This is a genomic window from Roseburia sp. AF22-2LB (assembly GCF_003461125.1).
In the GTDB taxonomy this organism is placed as follows: Bacteria; Bacillota; Clostridia; order Lachnospirales; family Lachnospiraceae; genus Roseburia_C; species Roseburia_C amylophila.
In genome coordinates, this window is the sequence record NZ_QTWM01000002.1 from 472,067 (window position 1) to 490,008 (window position 17,942).

The window sequence follows — 17,942 nt, forward strand, 5'->3', positions numbered from 1 at the left end:
ACTCCTTACTCGTATTTTGCAAAACCATTCTCGTTTACTTCATCAATCAGGGATGCATCTGCGGTCTTAACAATGTGTCCTTCCACCATGATGTGCGTGAAATCTACGTGTAATGCCTCTAAAATCTTGGTGCTGTGTGTAATAATCAAAAGGCTTCCCTTACTGCTCTTCTGGTATTCTTCGATTCCCTTTGATACGGTTCTTACTGCATCTACATCCAGTCCGGAATCGGTTTCATCCAGAATCGCAAGCTCCGGCTTTAACATCAACATCTGTAAAATTTCAGCTTTCTTTTTTTCGCCGCCGGAAAATCCTACATTCAAATCACGTTCTGCATAAGACGGATCCATCTGTAAAAGTTCCATTTTCTCTGCCAGTTCTTTCTTAAAATCATAGAAACGGACTCTCTTTCCAGTCTTCTGTTCCAATGCACTACGGATAAAGGAACTTAAGGTAACGCCCGGTACTTCCAGTGGGTTCTGGAAAGATAAGAACATGCCGCTCTTTGCGCGTTCATTCACCGGCTCTCCGGTAATATTTTTTCCCTGGAAAAAGATTTCTCCGCTCTCTACCTGATAACGTGGATTACCAACCAGTGTATAACCCAGTGTAGATTTACCGGTTCCGTTTGGTCCCATCAGTACGTGTGTCTCATGTCTTCCTATTTCAAGATTTACGTCATGTAAAATATGTTTTTCTTCTACACTGACATTCAGATTTTTAACCTCTAAAAGTAATTCTTTGCTCATTTTTCTTCCTCCTGCATCTATTGTTTCTTCTTCGCTGCTTTCTTCTCCGCTTCCTGCTTCGACTGCAGAACATCCGCCAGCGTCATTTCATCAAAATATTTATCTATCAAATCTGCCAGTCCCTTCCAGATTGGAAGTGTACAGCAGGAATCTGATTTTTCACATGGCTCCTGGTCTTCTCTTAAGCAGGATACCGGTGCTAGCGTTCCTTCTGTCAGCCGCAGGATATCACCAACCCTGTATTCTTCCGGTTTCCGCTTCAGACGATAACCGCCCTTCTTGCCGCTGACTCCTTCTATCATATGTCCCTTGGAAAGAATGGCCGAAATACTCTCTAAATATTTCTGGGAAATATTCAGTTTCTCGGCAATTCCTTTTAACGGAATATATTCTTCCGCATCATGCTCCGCCAGCTCGACCATAACCTTTAATGCATACCTTCCTTTAGTTGAAATCATGCTCTGCATTCCTCCTTTTCTGGTTCATTCGCATCATATACCCATTCGCCTACTATGTCAATGGGTGAATCAGTTTTCGTTTGTTCTTTTCGGGGAACAAACATACTACGAGAAATACACTTGGCGATTTTCTCGAGTTATCGTAAAAAAAAGAAGCACACCCAATAAAATCTATGGAATACTCCGCAAATTTTATCGGATGTGCTCATTTCATCTTTTCACTCTTTTAATTATTCTATTCTAATTACTCTTTATTCTATTTGCAGATGCTTTGCATATTCAAAAGATATTATATCTTTAAATGTAGTCTTCTCATATGCTTCTTCTTTATGCATAAATGCAACAATTTCTGTCTTCGACATACTTCCTAACTTTTCTATTACCGCATCAAGAATCTTCACATCATCTTCTGTAAGCGTCTTATATGTCGTTGGCTCTGATAAGGAAAAATAATATCCGTTTCCTTCTCCCATGTCTACTTCTTCACATGGCACATCTTTCAAATCAATAATAGCATTATGTCCCACCGGTACTGCTCCCATTGGAAGTGCCTGATACACCAGTCCTGTCATTGCAAAGCCTCTTCTTTTATAAGAAAGAGCGTCCGCATACCATAAAAGCTTCATAAGCTTTACTTTGTAAAGTTTTCTGATTTTTGAGGATGCTGCAAAATAGCGGATAACATCCACCACTTTATCCAATGATAATTCTGTATTTCCATGAAGCATCTTATTTCCAGCATATCCGGCATAATCTGCCTCAATGGCTTTTTTCAAATAAATGTCCTTGTTCTTCTCATATAACCGTGTTGCCGCTTCAAAATATTTCTTATAAGCAGCATCTGATAAATGTTCCTTTGCATCCGCCAACAATACCAGAAACCATTCCGGATCCTGTCCGATTTTTCTTAAAATCGTATCGTGTGCTCGATCCTGCACCTGATGACTTTCATAACGGGTGATTGTCTTAGCTCCCCATCCCAGTAAAACACATAAATCACTCTGGGTGATTCCATATTTCAGGCGGATTGCCACTATCTCTTCCGATGTCAAAAGTCCCTGTTTTCTTCGGTATGCATTTTTTAATCGAATATCATTTTCCTGTATCTGTGATTCTTCCATATACAGTTCCTCTGCATTCTCGCAAAACAGATAGGATGCTTCATAATCAACCTTACTGTTTTTAAATGTAGCCGTCTCCTCTACCAGAACTGTTTTCACTTCATGCTCTTCCATACAACACGGGCATAACCGTTTTTCACTTTTCATAATCTTCATATCCATGAAAACACCTCCTAGCTCTCTTTATATGGAAACATATCTGTAGTAAACGGTTTCTCTGCAAAATGAAATGACACCACAAACGTTGTGGTATTTCCATCTAATCCTAATAGTTCCACTCTTATTTTAATATATACATCCTGCATACCATTATAAACTTTTCCAAATTCCCGCATTTCACTTCTTTTGGGAAATCTAAGATCCTGAACCGTTTTCATATACTCTTCTACAGTCAGCGTTTTTAATTCCCGTTTCAATGCATCCACCGGATTTTCATCCGGAAATAATGTATCTACTGTATACTGATTGGTATATTTTTCATCTCTCTTTTTATCCACTAGCCGTCTCGCCTGAAATGTAATCTGTGCATCATGGTCTAATGCATATTTAAGCTTTTGCAGATAAGTATTCACTTCAAGCTTTGATTCGATTCTGGTCTTTGTATTATCTTTTGAATCTTTCATAACCCCTCCTGTTTATGGTATCAATTGATACCTTAATTATAAATAGTATAACTGCAAAAGTCAACTTGAATTAAAAAAAACGCCACCAAATGCATTTCACCGGTAAATTTTACCAATGCCATAATGCATTTCGTGACGTTTCTTATGAAAATATTCTATTTTCCGAAAAGCTTATTTATTGTAGTTTACAATCTTTCCGAAGTCAGCCTTTAAGGAAGCTCCTCCTACCAGACCACCATCGATATCAGCTTTTGCGAACAGCTCTGCTGCATTTCCTGCATTTACAGATCCACCGTACTGGATACGGATAGACTCAGCTGTTGCTTCATCATATACTTCACGGATGCAGGCACGGATTGCGCCACAAACTTCTTCTGCCTGATCAGAAGTAGCTGTTTCACCGGTTCCGATTGCCCAGATTGGCTCGTAAGCAATAACTGCTGTTGCAGCCTGCTCTGCTGTTACGTTCTGGAATGCAATCTTAATCTGCATACGGATCCAGTCAAGGTAAATACCCTGTTTTCTCTGTGTTAAAGTCTCTCCACAGCAGATGATTGGTGTAATACCATGTTCGAAAGCTTTTAATACTTTCTTATTTACAGTCTCATCTGTCTCTGCGAAGTATTCTCTTCTCTCAGAATGTCCTAATACAACGTATTTTACGCCAGCGTCTGTAAGCATTGCCGGAGAGATTTCTCCTGTGTATGCTCCGCTCTCTTCAAAATACATGTTCTCTGCACCGATGCAGATGTTAGAACCTTTTGCTGCTTCCATTGCTGGAATAATATCAATTGCTGGTACGCAGAATACTACATCTACGTCTTCGTTTGCTACTAATGGTTTTAATTCATTTACCAGTGCAACTGCCTCGCTAGGAGTTTTGTTCATTTTCCAGTTGCCGGCAATAATTTTTTTTCTTGCCATTTTAAAATGTCCTTCTTTCTTAAATATATAAGCTTTTGCCTGCATACAGGCATGTGCTTTGATTACTTATTTATCATTTGCTGCTGCAACGCCTGGAAGCTCTTTACCCTCTAAGAACTCTAAGGATGCTCCACCACCTGTTGAGATGTGGCTCATCTTGTCACCGAATCCAAGCTGGTTAACTGCTGCTGCAGAATCTCCACCACCGATGATGGTTGTTGCATCTGTATCAGCTAAAGCTTTTGCTACAGCGATAGTACCTGCTGCAAGAGTTGGGTTCTCGAATACACCCATAGGTCCGTTCCAAACAACAGTCTTAGCAGTCTTAACAGCATCTGCGAAAAGTGTCTGTGTCTTAGGTCCGATATCACAGCCTTCTCTGTCTGCCGGCATCTTGTCTGCATCATAAGTTTCTACTTCAACTGGAGCATCGATAGGATTTGGGAAATCTTTGATCGTTACAGCATCTACCGGAAGAAGAAGTTTCTTTCCAAGTTTCTCTGCCTTTGCCATCATTTCTTTACAATAATCGATCTTAGTATCATCTACTAAAGAGATTCCGATTTCATATCCTTTTGCTTTTAAGAATGTGTAAGCCATACCACCACCGATGATTAAGGTATCACATTTCTCAAGTAAGTTGTTGATTACATTTAATTTATCAGCAACTTTTGCACCACCAAGGATTGCAACGAATGGTCTTACCGGATTCTCTACTGCATTTCCAAGGAAGTCGATTTCTTTCTGCATTAAGTATCCAACTACTGCAGTGTCAACTAACTGTGCAACACCTACGTTAGAACAATGTGCTCTGTGAGCTGTTCCGAATGCATCATTTACAAATACATCACAGATAGAAGCAAGGTCTTTAGAGAAAGCTTCTCCGTTCTTTGTCTCTTCTGGTCTGAAACGTGTATTCTCAAGTAAGATAACATCGCCATCGTTCATAGCTGCTACTGCTGCTCTTACGTTCTCACCAACAACTTCAGGGTCAACAACGAATTTAACTTCCTGTCCTAATAACTCTGTAAGTCTTGCTGCTACTGGTGCAAGAGTTTTGGTCTGTTTGTCTTCTTCTGTTTTTACTTTTCCTAAATGGGAGCAAAGGATAACCTTTCCACCATCAGCGATTAATTTCTTGATTGTAGGAAGCGCTGCAACCAGACGGTTCTCGTCTGTAATCTTTCCTTCTTTTAATGGTACGTTGAAATCACATCTGCAAAGAACGCGAAGTCCTTTTACATTAATATCATCTATAGATTTTTTATTTAATGACATATTAAGTAGTCTCCTTTAAATTTTATTTCTAATAGCAAGAAAGAGCCCGGTCCTAAAAGACCGGACCCTTTTCCTGAGTCTTATCTGCACTCTGGCAGCCTGTCGCTTAAAAAAGTAGTCTACCGTGCAGTGATTGTTCGTTAAACTACGGGAAACACGCTTTGCGGGTTTCTCTCGTAAATTATGCTAACTCGCTGAAGTATTTGATTGTACGAACCATCTGAGATGTGTAGCTGTTCTCGTTATCATACCAAGAAACAACCTGTACTTCGTACAGATCATCAGATACCTGGTTAACCATGGTCTGTGTTGCATCGAACAGAGAACCGAATCTCATTCCAACGATATCAGAAGATACGATTTCGTCTTCGTTGTATCCGAAGGACTCATTAGCTGCTGCTTTCATAGCTGCATTGATATCTTCTTTTGTAACGCCAGCTTTCTTAACAACTGCTGTTAAGATTGTTGTAGATCCTGTAGGGGTTGGAACACGCTGAGCAGATCCGATTAATTTTCCGTTCAGTTCTGGGATAACAAGTCCGATAGCTTTTGCTGCACCAGTGCTGTTTGGAACGATGTTAACTGCTGCTGCACGAGATCTTCTTAAATCACCTTTTCTCTGTGGTCCATCAAGAGTCATCTGATCACCTGTGTAAGCATGGATTGTTACCATGATACCAGACTGGATTGGAGCATATTTATTTAATGCATCAGCCATAGGTGCTAAGCAGTTTGTTGTACAAGAAGCTGCTGAAATGATTGTATCAGATGCTTTTAATGTCTCATGGTTTGTGTTGTATACGATTGTAGGAAGGTCATTACCTGCTGGAGCAGAAATAACAACTTTACGAGCACCTGCATTGATGTGTGCCTGTGCTTTTTCTTTGCTTGTATAGAAACCTGAACACTCTAATACAACGTCAACTTTTAATTCACCCCATGGGCAGTTGTTTGCATCTGGGAATGCATAGATTTTGATTTCTTTTCCACATACGATGATAGAATCATCTGTGCAGGATACTTCATCAGCATGCTCATATTTACCCTGAGAAGAATCATATTTTAACAAGTGTGCTAACATTTTAGGGCTTGTTAAATCGTTGATTGCTACTACTTCGTATCCTTCAGCACCAAACATCTGTCTGAATGCCAGACGACCAATACGGCCGAATCCATTAATTGCTACTCTTACTGCCATTATTAATTCCTCCTAGAAATTTAATATAAAATATCTTTATTTGGGATTGTACCCAATCTGGTATTATTCTAACCAATTTTTGTCGAAAGTTCAAGTAGTTCCCATCACTTTGTTAATTTTTTCACTATTTTTATTTCTTCTTTCTCATTTTCAAACAAATGTTACAATAGCTTTTCCATTTTTCATACTGTCTTTTGACAGATTGTCAAATTTCTATTATAGTATTCTGTGTATTATATACAAAGATTTTACTATACTTGTGAAAATGTAACATTTTTCTTAGTAGAAATGTGTAAACACTGGGTAAGGTTTGTGCAATATGTAGGGGAAAGGAATAGGAAAGCTTCTTCCCGAAAACACTGGAGCGGTTATGATGTGAGAATCCGCAGCACTTCACGGGCAGTATTTTTCTTGAAATTAGGCTGTCTTTCCGGCTGCTTTGACCGGATACTGCTTTTGTCTGCCAGCAGCGGATACCACACTTTGTCTGAAGGGACTCTAAGAATTCCTGCAAAGATATTTGATTTGCGGCAACCGGCACAAATTCATATCCATATTCAGATTGTGCCTCGCTGGTACATCCATGTACCAGCGTTGCCGGGTTGCAAAAGGAATTCTACGAGTCCCTAACAGACGCTGTTCACGGTATCCGCATGCCGGCAGACAAAATGCAGTATACTGTCAAACATTGGAAAGACTGCTTATTATAAAAGAAAGAAAAATACTGCAGGTTGAAGTGCCGGCTTCTTACATACAAACGTTCCGGTGCTTTTGGGAAGAAGCTTTCTCATCCAGTTCCCCACCTGCACAACCTTACCCGCCATACACCCCACAGAAAGGAGTACACTATGCTTTGGGACACACATATGCACACTGCTTTTTCTACCGACAGTGAGACCTCACCAGAATCCATGATTAAAGCCTCTATCGAACTGGGACTTGGCGGAATCTGCATTACCGACCATATGGATTATGATTATCCAAAAGAACATCCGGAGGATGAACCGGAATTTATCTTAGACACTCCGGTCTACTTCCCAACTATCCAGAAGCTGGGCCAGCAATACAAAGATAAAATAAAAGTGCTGACCGGCATTGAGCTTGGATTGCAGCCTCATCTTGCAGCGAAACATCAGGAACTGATAAGCCGATATGACTTTGATTTTGTCATCGGCTCTTCCCATGTAATCCACGGCAAAGACCCTTACTACTCCCGCTTTTTTGAAGGAAAAACCGAACAGCAGGCTTACCAGGAATATTTTGAATCTATCCTGGAAAATCTTGCGGTATTTGATCATTTTGATGTATATGGACATATCGATTATGTGGTACGCTACGGTCCAAACCGGAACCTTGAATATTCTTATCAGAAATATGCCGATGTCATTGATGCGATTTTAGAAAAGCTCATTGATATGGGAAAAGGAATTGAAATCAATACCGGTGGTTTCAAATATGGTCTGGGACATCCGAATCCAACAGAAGATATTATAAAACGTTATCACGAACTAGGCGGTGAAATCATTACCATCGGTGCCGACGCCCACAAACCGGAGCATGTTGCATTTGATTTTGCAAAAGTACCGGACATTTTAAAGGCAGCGGGCTTTCAGTATTTTACTGTATTCGAAAAGAGAAAACCGGCTTTTCTTCCGTTGTAAACTATGGGAATCACGCTTTACGAATTTCTCTTCTTATTGCGGTGTTCACCAAATCTGTATGCAGGCATGCGATTTTTCCTGTGTATGCAAAAGTAACGGCGCGGTTCGTCAACTGCGGAAACAACATAAATACAGTAAAGGGCACTTATCATGTCTCCTAAGTTGACAAACCACGCCGCCTTTTTCTATCATAAGAAAATTGTTTTTACTTCAAATCCTACCCCAGCAGATGCAGCCGTTCGAATGCATGATACAGTCCGTCTTCATCAATCTTATCTGTAACCATATCCGCATACTGTTTTACTGCCGGAATCGCATTTCCCATTGCCACTCCTGTTCCTGCAAATTGCAGCATTTCCACATCATTTGGTCCATCACCAAAAGCAATGGTATCTTCCCTGCCTATCTTTAACTCATCCATAAGCCGCTGCATTCCGGTTGCCTTGTTGACTCCCATCTTCGTCATTTCACCGGACATCTGACGATCCTTGCCAAAGCTTGCTCCGGTTATCTTGATATAATTTCCGACTTCCTTCTGCATCACATCCACCGGAATATCGGCATCAAAATACATTCCACTTTCAAGAGCCGGCATCTGTTCCGGATGTTCAACAAGCGTCAATCCGTTTAGAGCACCGTCAATATCAAGTCCAAGCCGCATACAGCGTTCTCTCATTTTCTTTGCATTCTCTTCATCCACATAACGTCCGTTGATTCCCTGCAGCATAAAGCATGCACCGTGCTCCTTCAGCACCTCTACCATATCCTGCACCTTATCATTTGCCAGAACGCTATGGTAAATCACCTTATCATTTGCAGACACATAAGCACCTGCCGAAGCCACAATGGCATCAAATCCAAACTCTAAAAGCCATGGATACACATTCGTTACAGTTCTTCCGGTACATAACGAAATCAGATGTCCCCGCTTTCTGGCCATGCTTAATGCTTCCCTGGCAGATTCCGGCATGTGCATGGTGAAATCCACCAGGGTTCCGTCTACATCCAAAAAAATCAGTTTACGGCTCATTATTCTGCATCCCGAATCGCTTTTCGAACCGGAAGAACACAGCCAGGAGAAACAGATAATTCATCTACCCCCATCTCTAAGAAACGCTGGGTCAGAGTTGTATCTGCCCCAAGTTCTCCACATATTCCTGCCCAGATGCCCGCCTTGTGTGCATTTTCCACGGTCATCTGAATCAGCCGGAGCACTGCTTCATGATGCGGATTATAGAAGCTGTCAAGCTTTGCATTCTGACGGTCAATTGCCAGTGTATACTGGGTCAGGTCGTTGGTTCCGATACTGAAGAAATCAACCTCTTTTGCCAGTTCATCACTCATTACTGCTGCTGCAGGAGTTTCAATCATGATACCCTGCTCCACATTTCCAAAAGGAATCCCTTCCTTTGTAAGTTCTTCTTTCACTTCTTCTGAAATTGCTTTAATCTTACGCACTTCATCTACCGAAATAATCATCGGATACATAATTGCAATATTTCCGTAATTGCTTGCGCGGAATAAAGCACGAAGCTGGGTCTTAAAAATTTCCGGCTGGGTCAGGCAGATCCGGATGGCACGATATCCCATTGCCGGATTGTCTTCTTTGTCGAGGTTAAAGTAGTCCACCTGCTTATCGGCTCCGATATCCAGGGTACGGATAATAACCTTCTTTCCTGCCATGGTCTCTGCGACCTGCTTATAAGCCGCAAACTGTTCTTCTTCTGTTGGGAAAGTATCTTTTTCAAGATAAAGAAATTCACTACGGAAAAGTCCGATTCCACCGGCATCATTTTTAAGTACTGCCGCTAAGTCAGAGACATTTCCGATGTTGGCATAAAGATTGATTTTCTGACCACTCTTTGTCACATTTTCCTTTCCCTTTAAAGTCAGCAGTAATTCCTTCTGCTTTGCATCCTCTTCTGCTTTTTTCTTATATTCTGCCAAAGCTACTTCATCCGGTTCAATGATAAGAGTTCCGGTATAGCCATCCACAATTGCCTGTTTTCCGTTCCACTCTTCCTTGATTTCCACACCAATCAGTGCCGGGATGCCCATAGTTCTTGCTAAAATTGCAGTATGTGAATTCGTAGAGCCCAGCTGTGTTACAAATGCCAGCAGCTTACTTTTATCCATCTGTACGGTTTCACTCGGAGCTAAATCCTTTGCTACGATAATAACCGGCTCATCTCCAAGGTCGCTTCCCATATCATTTCCACATAATACATTGATGACACGCTCAGAAATATCCTTCATATCAATGGAACGGGCTTTGAAATACTCGTCATCCATATTTGCAAATACTTCTGCAAAGTTATCTCCGGTAACACCTACCGCATACTCTGCATTTACGCTCTGGCTCTCAATAAGATTGTGAACGGAATCATTATAATCTCCATCCTCTAACATCATGGCATGCACATCAAAAATCTGTGCATTTACTTCACCCACTTCTTTTAATGCTTTCTTGTAAAGCTTGTGGAGCTGTTCAATTGCAGTCTGCTTTGCTGCTTCATAGCGGGCAATCTCTGCTGCCGGGTCTTCTATTCTCTTTCTTACCACCTGATTTTCAGCTTTTAAAAGGAGTTTTACCTTTCCAATTGCAATACCGCTGAATACCTTTTTTCCATTAAACTTTTCCATAGTCCATACCTTCTTTCTTTTATAAGTTTTCTCCATTTGAAGCAATTACTTCTTTATACCAGTCGAAGGATTTTTTCTTTCTTCTTGCAAGAGTTCCGGTTCCATCATCATATTTTTCTACATAGATGAAGCCATATCTCTTTGCCATTTCTCCGGTGGATGCACTTACTAAATCAATGCAGCCCCATGGTGTATATCCCATCAGGTCAACGCCATCTTTTACCGCTTCTTTCATCTCTTTGATATGATCCCGCAGATAATCGATACGGTAATCATCCTGAATGCTTCCATCTTCTTCTAATTTGTCATAAGCGCCAAGGCCATTTTCTACTACCATAACCGGAATCTGATAACGGTCATAAATTTCATTTAAGGAATAATGTAAGCCCTGTGGGTCAATCTGCCAGCCCCAGTCGCTTGCCTTAAGATATGGATTCTTAAGACCGGCAATCAGGTTTCCATCCGTCTGCTCGCCATTTGGATCTTTTGATACACAACTGCTCATATAATAGCTGAGGGTATAGAAATCCACACAGCCTTCCCGCAGAATTTCTTCATCGCCCGGTTCCATTTTAACATGAATATTATTTTCTTCAAAATACCGCTCCATATACGCCGGATATTCTCCTCTTACCTGCACATCGGAACAGAACCAGTTCATAATCCGCATTTCCTTCTGTGTTGCTAACACATCCTCCGGATTGCAGGTAAATGGATACTTGGTCATAAAGACATTCATATCACCGATAAGATATTCCGGATATTTTTCATGTGCTAATTTTACTGCTTTTGCGCTGGCAACAAACTGATGATGCAATGCCTGGAAACGAACCTTCGGGTCATCCGGAATCTCAGTAATTTTTCCCTCATAGCCTTTTACAGTTCCAAGGGAAAGCAGGTTGCCAAGCGGTGTGGTTCCACCATTGATTTCATTGAAGGTCAGCCAGTATTTTACTTTGCCCTGATATCTTTCGAAAATTGCCTTGCAGTAATTCAAGAAATAATCAATACATTCTCTGGCTTCCCAGCCATTGTATTTTTCAATCAGTGCATATGGCATTTCATAATGGGAAATGGTTACCAGCGGCTCAATGCCATATTTTAAACATTCATCAAATACTTTATCGTAGAATGCCAGTCCTGCTTCGTTTGGTTCATTCTCCATTCCGGTCGGGAAAATTCTTGTCCATGCAATGGATAAACGGAATACTTTAAATCCCATTTCTGCAAATAATGCAATATCCTCTTTGTAATGATGATAGAAATCAATTGCTTCGTGGCTCGGATAGAGATATTCCGGATGAATGGTTCTTGTTACCTTTTTCGGCTCGGTATGGGAACCATTCGTACACATATCAGAAACAGATGCTCCTTTTCCATCTACATCCCATGCTCCCTCAAACTGATTGGCTGCGGTTGCACCGCCCCAGAGAAAATCTTTACGAAATGTCTTCATTGCTTTTTCCTCCTGCTTCTTATTATTTTTATTTGTAAAAATTTATAATTTCTGTTTTTATATTTTTCTTTTCTCATTCTGCCCTGCAATAAGGCTTCTGATTTTGTTGGATAGAGCACGAGCCCTTTATCAGAGCCCGCACCCTTAGGTATAAAAAACTATGGAAAACTAATTTATAAAACGGTAATCAATGCGTCCAACGCTGCAACTTTCTTTGCATCTGTCGGAACTACATCTGCGTAATCTGCTGTGTTGCTGATGATAACCGGAGTCAGAACAGAATATCCTGCTCCTGTAATCTTTGCAATATCAAATTCCAATAAAAGGTCACCTTTCTTTACTTTGGCTCCCTGCGCTACCTTCGGTGCAAATCCTTCTCCATCTAATTTCACGGTATCCATGCCCACATGAATCAGGATTTCTGCTCCGCCATCGGATACTATTCCAATGGCATGACCGGTTGGGAAGAAGGTTACTACTTCGCCATCACATGGTGCATATAATTTGCCTTCGGACGGGAGAATAGCAACACCCTGACCTAATGCTCCGCTTGAAAATGCTTCATCTTCTACTTCTTCCAAGGCTTTTACTTCTCCGGTAAGAGGAGATGCAATTACCTGGTTTGCTGCGGTTTTTGTGCCTTTCTTTTCTATTTTTGCTTCATCATTCTGTGGAGCATCATCATGATAGGTAATGTAAGTTGCTACGAATGCAACTACCATAGCTACTGCCATACCGATTAATACCCAGATCAAACTGTAAACGCTCTTTGACTCACCATCGATGAATGCCGGAAGTCCGAAGAATCCAAGACCACCCATCATATAAGTTTTAACTCCGGCAAATCCTATGATTCCACCACCAATAGCGGATGCAATACAGGAAATTACGAATGGTTTTTTCTTTGGAAGTGTAATACCATAAATACATGGCTCTGTTACACCAAAGAGTCCTGAGATAAACGCCGGTAATGCAATATTTCTAAGTTTCTTATCTTTTGTCTTTAATACAATTGCCAGTACAACCATGGACTGCGCAAAAGATGCTGCGAAATATGGAGAAAGGATGAAGTCATATCCTAAAGTTCCATAATTAATCATTGCCAGTGGAACAAGTCCCCAATGTAATCCGAAGATTACCAGTACCTGCCAGAATGCTCCGACTAAGATACCTGCTACAAGACCTCCTACAACCGGAAGGTTATAGATTGCTCCGAAAATAATACCGATAATGTTGCAAAGGAAAGTAGATACCGGTCCGATTACCAGATAGGTAAGTGGAACCATTACTGCCAAAGTTACAACCGGAACGATAAATGTTTTAATAACGTCCGGAATTACTTTCTTTAATCTCTTTTCCAGCCAGGCAGCACAAGCCACTGCAATAACAATTGGTACTACTGAAGAAGTATAACCACTGGATGGCATAATAACAGGAATTCCAAAAAAGGTTGTATAATAATTCATTTCAAAGGAAGTTCCTGCAAACAGGGAACCTATCAGTTCTCCTGAAGTCAGATTAACCAGTGCCGGATAGGTAAGTGATATACCAAGTGCCATTCCGATAAATTCATTCATCTTAAATTTCTTTGCTGCAGTGTATCCTAAGATAATCGGCAGGAAATAAAAGAATCCGTCTCCAATGGAATACCAGAGCTGATATGCTCCGCTTGTGGTAACATCAATTCCTGACTGACTTGCGATAAAAGACCACAGCGCCAAAAGACCTTTGATAATACCTGCTGCACAAAGCACACCAAGGAATGGCTGGAATACACCGGAAATCAAATCAATGAGTCTTGCACCAAGCCCCATCTTCTCTCCGCTGTCTTCTGCATCCTCGAAAACAGCTCCGTTTCCGGCCAGATGTGCATGTTCACAAACCACATCATAGACATCCGGTACATGATTTCCGATTACTATCTGATACTGTCCGCCAGATTTCATTACTGTCACAATTCCTTCCGTTGCTTTTAATACTTCGGTGTTAGCCTTGGACTCGTCTTTTAATTTAAAACGAAGTCTGGTAACACAGTGCGCAAGGCTTATGATATTCTCCCTGCCGCCTACGTTCTGGATAATAATTCTTGCCAGTCCATCATACTTACTTGCCATAACAATCCCTCCATTTTTATTTTTTATAGCATGTTCATTTTTATCTAAAACACTCTTGTGTTTTATTCATTTTGTTAAAAACAACGAATGTGCCTTGGCACATTCTCGCGCCTGCGGCGGTCGCTTGCGACATCTACCTTATACGCCGCAGTGTGCATCCTCGCGGAGCGTTTTTTAATTTACAGGAAAGCAATTTCCTGTAAATTAAAAAAGCCCAAACAAATAAAACTCTTCCTATGAGTCTTATTCGTCTGGGTTTTGCCGTCTTAACGTAACAATCCCTTGCCGAAAGGGTATTTACTTATTCATACTGTGAATCACACGATGAATGTGTACTGCCAGATAGGAAATCTCTACATCCGAGACTTCATAATCAAGCTTCTTCTTCATGTAACTCTTTATCTTCTGTGCACATTCGTAGGAACGCGGGAAACGATCCGCAATCAACTGGTCAAATTCTTCATCATTACGTTCACTGTCTTCCCGACTGATTACCCGCTGTACAAAGAATCTTAAATGCGTTACAAAACGCTCATAGGACAGGCTCTTTTCATCCAATTCCACCTGAAAGGTATATCTGACTATATTGAGTATATCCTTTATCATTGCCGGCATGTTCCTGGACTGATTCATCTGACCGCCCATCTGTGCATTTACCAGATGCATCGCAATAAATCCAGCTTCATCCTCCGGCAGCTCCACGTCTAGTTCCTGTTTTACAATATCTAAGGCTTTCAATCCCACCTGAAATTCTGCATTGTAGAATTTCTTCATCTCCCAGGAAAGCTCATTCGCAACAACGATGCCCTGCTGCTTTCTCTCTATGGCGTATCCCAAGTGGTCTGTTAATGTCACATAAATATTTTTACTTAAATGATAACCTAATGTTTCTCTGGCATATGCGATAACCAGCTCGGCTGTCCGGATATATTCATACGGCATGTCCTTTACCACCTGCATGAACTGGCTGGTACTTTCGTCCGGAAGGGAGAATACTTTTTCTATCTTTGTCTCATCTATTTCTTCTCCGGCTTTCTTTCCGAAGCCTATGCCCTTTCCCATAACGATGATTTCTTTACCTTTATCGTCCTCGGAACTGATTACATTATTGTTAATTACTTTGATAATCTGCATTACGTTTCACCTGTTTATGATATAAAAAAAGCTGCATTACACTCTAAATAATCCGACCTAACAATTATCTTAAAGTGCAATCCAGTCTTGCCTATCTCTAGTAACAATCCGGTTTGCGTCCCTGCTTATTACATTACAAATGTACTATATTTTATCAGAAACGTCAAGTCCGGAATGTAAACTTCGTATATAATATATAATTTTATCATTTCATTTTTGTGCACAATTCACTATTTTCCTATAATGATTCCACCGCCTGCGACAAATTCCCCATCATAAAATACCACCGCCTGACCCGGTGTCACAGCACGGACCGGTTCTTCAAAATGACAGCGGATCCTGCCCTCTCCGATATTTTCCACGGTACACATGGCTCCTGCATGTCCATAACGGATTTTACCTAAGAGACGTCTGCCATCAAAATCGGTAAGTCCCATATAATTGACATGGTCTGCAACCAGTGTATCCGTAAATACATCCTCTGGCGAACCTACCACTACTTCATTGGTTTCCGGTCTGATCTCTGTTACAAAAATCCGTTTGCCATATGGTATATTCAAGCCACGGCGCTGTCCTACGGTATAGTGGGTAATTCCTTTGTGCCGTCCGATAATTTCACCATCTTTTGTCACAAAGTTTCCCTCTCCCGGAACTGCATCTCCAACCTCACGGTCAATAAAACCTGCATAGTCATTATCCGGGATAAAGCAGATTTCCTGACTGTCTCTCTTATGAGCCACCGGAAGTCCCACCTCTTCTGCGATTTTGCGGATTTCATCTTTATGATAAGCACCTACCGGCATCAATGTATGGGATAACTGCTCCTGTGTCAGGTTATATAATGCATAGGTCTGATCCTTGGCTGCTGTTACAGATTTTGCCACTGCGAAACGTCCGTTGTCACATTTTGCAATTCTTGCATAATGTCCGGTTGCAATATAATCTGCTCCGATGCTTAAGCTTCTGGCAAGAAGTGACTCCCATTTCACATAACGGTTACAGGCAATGCATGGATTCGGCGTTCTTCCTGCCAAATATTCTGCCACAAAATAATCCATTACATACTGTTTAAATTCCTGTTTAAAGTTCATCACATAATATGGTATTTCCAACCGGTCAGCCACTCTTCTGGCATCATCCACGGCACTTAGGCCACAGCAGCCACCATTTTCCTGCTGCTGTGTCTCTTCCTCATCCTGCCAGATCTGCATGGTTACACCAATCACATCATAGCCCTGTTCCTTTAAAAGATATGCCGCAATGGAAGAATCCACTCCGCCGGACATTCCAACTACTACTTTTTCCTTCATATATTTAATCCTATCCTACAGGCAAATTTTTAGCTGCACTCACAGTTTACCCACACTGTCAGCATCCGTCAAGTGAATTTTACGGTTTCCTTCTGTCCCCTTAGGATTGTGACATTCTTTTTGATGCAGGCAGTCACATAATCAATCTGCTCTGCCGTAATTTTTTCATTTAAAGTAAGCCGCAATGCTCCCCTTGCAATTTCCGGCGGTACACCGATGGCTGTTAACACATGGGATGGCTCATGTTCTCCGGAAGAACACGCTGAACCTGCCGATGCACAGATTCCATCCATATCCAGCATAACCAAAAGATTCCCACCTTCTAACTCATCAAAACAAAAGTCCACATTATTCGGAAGGCGGTTGTTCCATTCCCCATTCAGCCTTACCTTCGGCACCTGCTTTAATACTGAATAAATCAAGTAATCCCGCATCCTTGTCTCGATTTCCATCCGCTCTTTTAAGCTTTCCATTGCCATGGCTGCCGCTTTTCCCATGCCTACAATTCCCGGCACATTCTCAGTTCCTGCCCGGACACCGCTTTCCTGGCCTCCTCCATGGATAAAAGGAGGTATCCTCTTTTTCTTTCGCACATATAAAAATCCGGTTCCCTTAGGTCCGTTGAATTTATGTGCGCTGGCACTCATCATATCAATATTCATTCTGTTGACATCAATGGGAATATGTCCATATGCCTGTACGGCATCCGTATGAAAACAGATTCCATATCTCCTGGCAAGCATACCGATTCTTGTTATAGGTTCTATGGTGCCAATTTCATTATTTGCCATCATAACAGAAATCAATATGGTATCCGGCCGGATTGCCCGCCGCACCTGCTCCAAGGAAACCGTTCCCTTGTCATCTACCGGAAGGTAAGTAATCTCATAACCATTCTGTTCCAGATATCCGCAGGTTCTTAAAATGGCATGATGCTCTATTTTCGTGGTAATGATATGCCGGCCTCGCATAACCATACTTTCTGCGGTACATTTCAATGCCCAGTTATCAGATTCACTTCCTCCGGCTGTGAAATATATTTCCTCCGGCTGCGCCCCGATGCTCTGCGCAATGATCTGCCGGCTTTCTTCTATGGCATCATGACTTTTTTGCCCCAGATCATACAGGGCAGATGGGTTTCCATAACGACGCTCATAAAAGGGCAGCATTGCTTCGATTACTTCCGGTGCTGTCGGTGTTGTTGCTGCATTATCAAGATAAATCATTTTCTTCATGCTTCTTTCCCTCTGAGAATAGTTCTTTCTGCCTCTGA

The 17,942-nt window shown here is 41.4% G+C and carries 15 protein-coding genes; 1 reads left to right on the forward strand and 14 read right to left on the reverse strand.

What is annotated here, in order from left to right; genetic code table 11:
- Positions 1 to 5: 5 nt before the first annotated feature.
- The 7 genes from sufC to gap all read right to left on the reverse strand — a co-directional run bounded on the left by sufC (position 6) and on the right by gap (position 6,351).
- Positions 6 to 749, reverse strand: coding sequence for a Fe-S cluster assembly ATPase SufC (gene sufC / locus DWX96_RS05010; protein WP_117840780.1), 744 nt, complete (start codon positions 747 to 749; stop codon positions 6 to 8).
- Positions 750 to 766: 17 nt separating this feature from the next.
- A complete protein-coding gene (locus tag DWX96_RS05015) occupies positions 767 to 1,207 on the reverse strand; it encodes an RrF2 family transcriptional regulator (protein ID WP_117696912.1) in 441 nt (146 codons plus the stop codon).
- Between the two features lie 251 nt (positions 1,208 to 1,458).
- The gene (locus DWX96_RS05020) at positions 1,459 to 2,490 is read right to left on the reverse strand and encodes a type II TA system antitoxin MqsA family protein (protein ID WP_118056914.1); all 1,032 of its coding nucleotides are present in this window, start codon (positions 2,488 to 2,490) and stop codon (positions 1,459 to 1,461) included.
- Between the two features lie 11 nt (positions 2,491 to 2,501).
- Positions 2,502 to 2,951, reverse strand: a complete 450-nt coding sequence (locus DWX96_RS05025) for a hypothetical protein (protein WP_118056915.1) — start codon at positions 2,949 to 2,951, stop codon at positions 2,502 to 2,504.
- A gap of 171 nt (positions 2,952 to 3,122) precedes the next feature.
- Positions 3,123 to 3,875: a triose-phosphate isomerase gene (gene tpiA / locus DWX96_RS14530; RefSeq protein WP_022242403.1), complete on the reverse strand. Its 753-nt coding sequence runs from the start codon at positions 3,873 to 3,875 to the stop codon at positions 3,123 to 3,125.
- Between the two features lie 66 nt (positions 3,876 to 3,941).
- The gene (locus tag DWX96_RS14535; protein WP_022242404.1) at positions 3,942 to 5,153 is read right to left on the reverse strand and encodes a phosphoglycerate kinase; all 1,212 of its coding nucleotides are present in this window, start codon (positions 5,151 to 5,153) and stop codon (positions 3,942 to 3,944) included.
- 181 nt (positions 5,154 to 5,334) lie between these two features.
- Positions 5,335 to 6,351 carry a type I glyceraldehyde-3-phosphate dehydrogenase gene (gene gap / locus DWX96_RS05040; RefSeq protein WP_022242405.1) on the reverse strand — a complete coding sequence of 339 codons (1,017 nt, stop codon included), beginning with the start codon at positions 6,349 to 6,351 and terminating at the stop codon, positions 5,335 to 5,337.
- Between the two features lie 848 nt (positions 6,352 to 7,199).
- On the opposite strand from gap, the gene DWX96_RS05045 reads away from it, so the two are divergent.
- Entirely contained in the window at positions 7,200 to 8,012 is an 813-nt protein-coding gene (locus tag DWX96_RS05045) for a histidinol-phosphatase HisJ family protein (protein WP_118056916.1), read from the forward strand.
- A gap of 217 nt (positions 8,013 to 8,229) precedes the next feature.
- On the opposite strand, the gene DWX96_RS05050 is transcribed toward DWX96_RS05045, so the two are convergent.
- The 7 genes from DWX96_RS05050 to DWX96_RS05080 form a co-directional block, all read right to left on the reverse strand.
- The gene (locus DWX96_RS05050; RefSeq protein ID WP_118056917.1) at positions 8,230 to 9,042 is read right to left on the reverse strand and encodes an HAD family hydrolase; all 813 of its coding nucleotides are present in this window, start codon (positions 9,040 to 9,042) and stop codon (positions 8,230 to 8,232) included.
- Complete coding sequence (gene ptsP, locus DWX96_RS05055) at positions 9,042 to 10,655, reverse strand: phosphoenolpyruvate--protein phosphotransferase (RefSeq protein WP_118056952.1); 1,614 nt, start codon at positions 10,653 to 10,655, stop codon at positions 9,042 to 9,044. Before ptsP ends, DWX96_RS05050 begins: the two co-directional genes overlap by 1 nt.
- A 19-nt stretch (positions 10,656 to 10,674) precedes the next feature.
- Complete coding sequence (locus DWX96_RS05060) at positions 10,675 to 12,111, reverse strand: glycoside hydrolase family 1 protein (RefSeq protein ID WP_022242409.1); 1,437 nt, start codon at positions 12,109 to 12,111, stop codon at positions 10,675 to 10,677.
- Positions 12,112 to 12,284: 173 nt separating this feature from the next.
- Positions 12,285 to 14,225 (reverse strand): beta-glucoside-specific PTS transporter subunit IIABC, encoded by a 1,941-nt coding sequence (locus DWX96_RS05065; RefSeq protein ID WP_118056918.1) that lies wholly within the window; start codon positions 14,223 to 14,225, stop codon positions 12,285 to 12,287.
- A gap of 297 nt (positions 14,226 to 14,522) precedes the next feature.
- Positions 14,523 to 15,359, reverse strand: coding sequence for a BglG family transcription antiterminator LicT (gene licT, locus DWX96_RS05070; protein WP_022242411.1), 837 nt, complete (start codon positions 15,357 to 15,359; stop codon positions 14,523 to 14,525).
- Between the two features lie 230 nt (positions 15,360 to 15,589).
- Positions 15,590 to 16,669, reverse strand: a complete 1,080-nt coding sequence (mnmA, locus tag DWX96_RS05075) for a tRNA 2-thiouridine(34) synthase MnmA (RefSeq protein WP_118056919.1) — start codon at positions 16,667 to 16,669, stop codon at positions 15,590 to 15,592.
- Positions 16,670 to 16,737: 68 nt separating this feature from the next.
- Positions 16,738 to 17,904 carry a cysteine desulfurase family protein gene (locus tag DWX96_RS05080; protein WP_118056920.1) on the reverse strand — a complete coding sequence of 389 codons (1,167 nt, stop codon included), beginning with the start codon at positions 17,902 to 17,904 and terminating at the stop codon, positions 16,738 to 16,740.
- Positions 17,905 to 17,942: the final 38 nt, after the last annotated feature.

Coding starts and splice junctions, on each gene's coding strand:
- tpiA (WP_022242403.1), bottom strand. CDS start 3,875: ATGGCAAGAAAAAAAATTATTGCCGGCAACTGGAAAATGAACAAAACT.
- DWX96_RS05045 (WP_118056916.1), top strand. CDS start 7,200: ATGCTTTGGGACACACATATGCACACTGCTTTTTCTACCGACAGTGAG.
- mnmA (WP_118056919.1), bottom strand. CDS start 16,669: ATGAAGGAAAAAGTAGTAGTTGGAATGTCCGGCGGAGTGGATTCTTCC.
- sufC (WP_117840780.1), bottom strand. CDS start 749: ATGAGCAAAGAATTACTTTTAGAGGTTAAAAATCTGAATGTCAGTGTA.
- DWX96_RS05020 (WP_118056914.1), bottom strand. CDS start 2,490: ATGGATATGAAGATTATGAAAAGTGAAAAACGGTTATGCCCGTGTTGT.
- DWX96_RS05050 (WP_118056917.1), bottom strand. CDS start 9,042: ATGAGCCGTAAACTGATTTTTTTGGATGTAGACGGAACCCTGGTGGAT.
- DWX96_RS05015 (WP_117696912.1), bottom strand. CDS start 1,207: ATGATTTCAACTAAAGGAAGGTATGCATTAAAGGTTATGGTCGAGCTG.
- gap (WP_022242405.1), bottom strand. CDS start 6,351: ATGGCAGTAAGAGTAGCAATTAATGGATTCGGCCGTATTGGTCGTCTG.
- DWX96_RS05065 (WP_118056918.1), bottom strand. CDS start 14,225: ATGGCAAGTAAGTATGATGGACTGGCAAGAATTATTATCCAGAACGTA.
- DWX96_RS14535 (WP_022242404.1), bottom strand. CDS start 5,153: ATGTCATTAAATAAAAAATCTATAGATGATATTAATGTAAAAGGACTT.
- licT (WP_022242411.1), bottom strand. CDS start 15,359: ATGCAGATTATCAAAGTAATTAACAATAATGTAATCAGTTCCGAGGAC.
- DWX96_RS05060 (WP_022242409.1), bottom strand. CDS start 12,111: ATGAAGACATTTCGTAAAGATTTTCTCTGGGGCGGTGCAACCGCAGCC.
- DWX96_RS05080 (WP_118056920.1), bottom strand. CDS start 17,904: ATGAAGAAAATGATTTATCTTGATAATGCAGCAACAACACCGACAGCA.
- DWX96_RS05025 (WP_118056915.1), bottom strand. CDS start 2,951: ATGAAAGATTCAAAAGATAATACAAAGACCAGAATCGAATCAAAGCTT.
- ptsP (WP_118056952.1), bottom strand. CDS start 10,655: ATGGAAAAGTTTAATGGAAAAAAGGTATTCAGCGGTATTGCAATTGGA.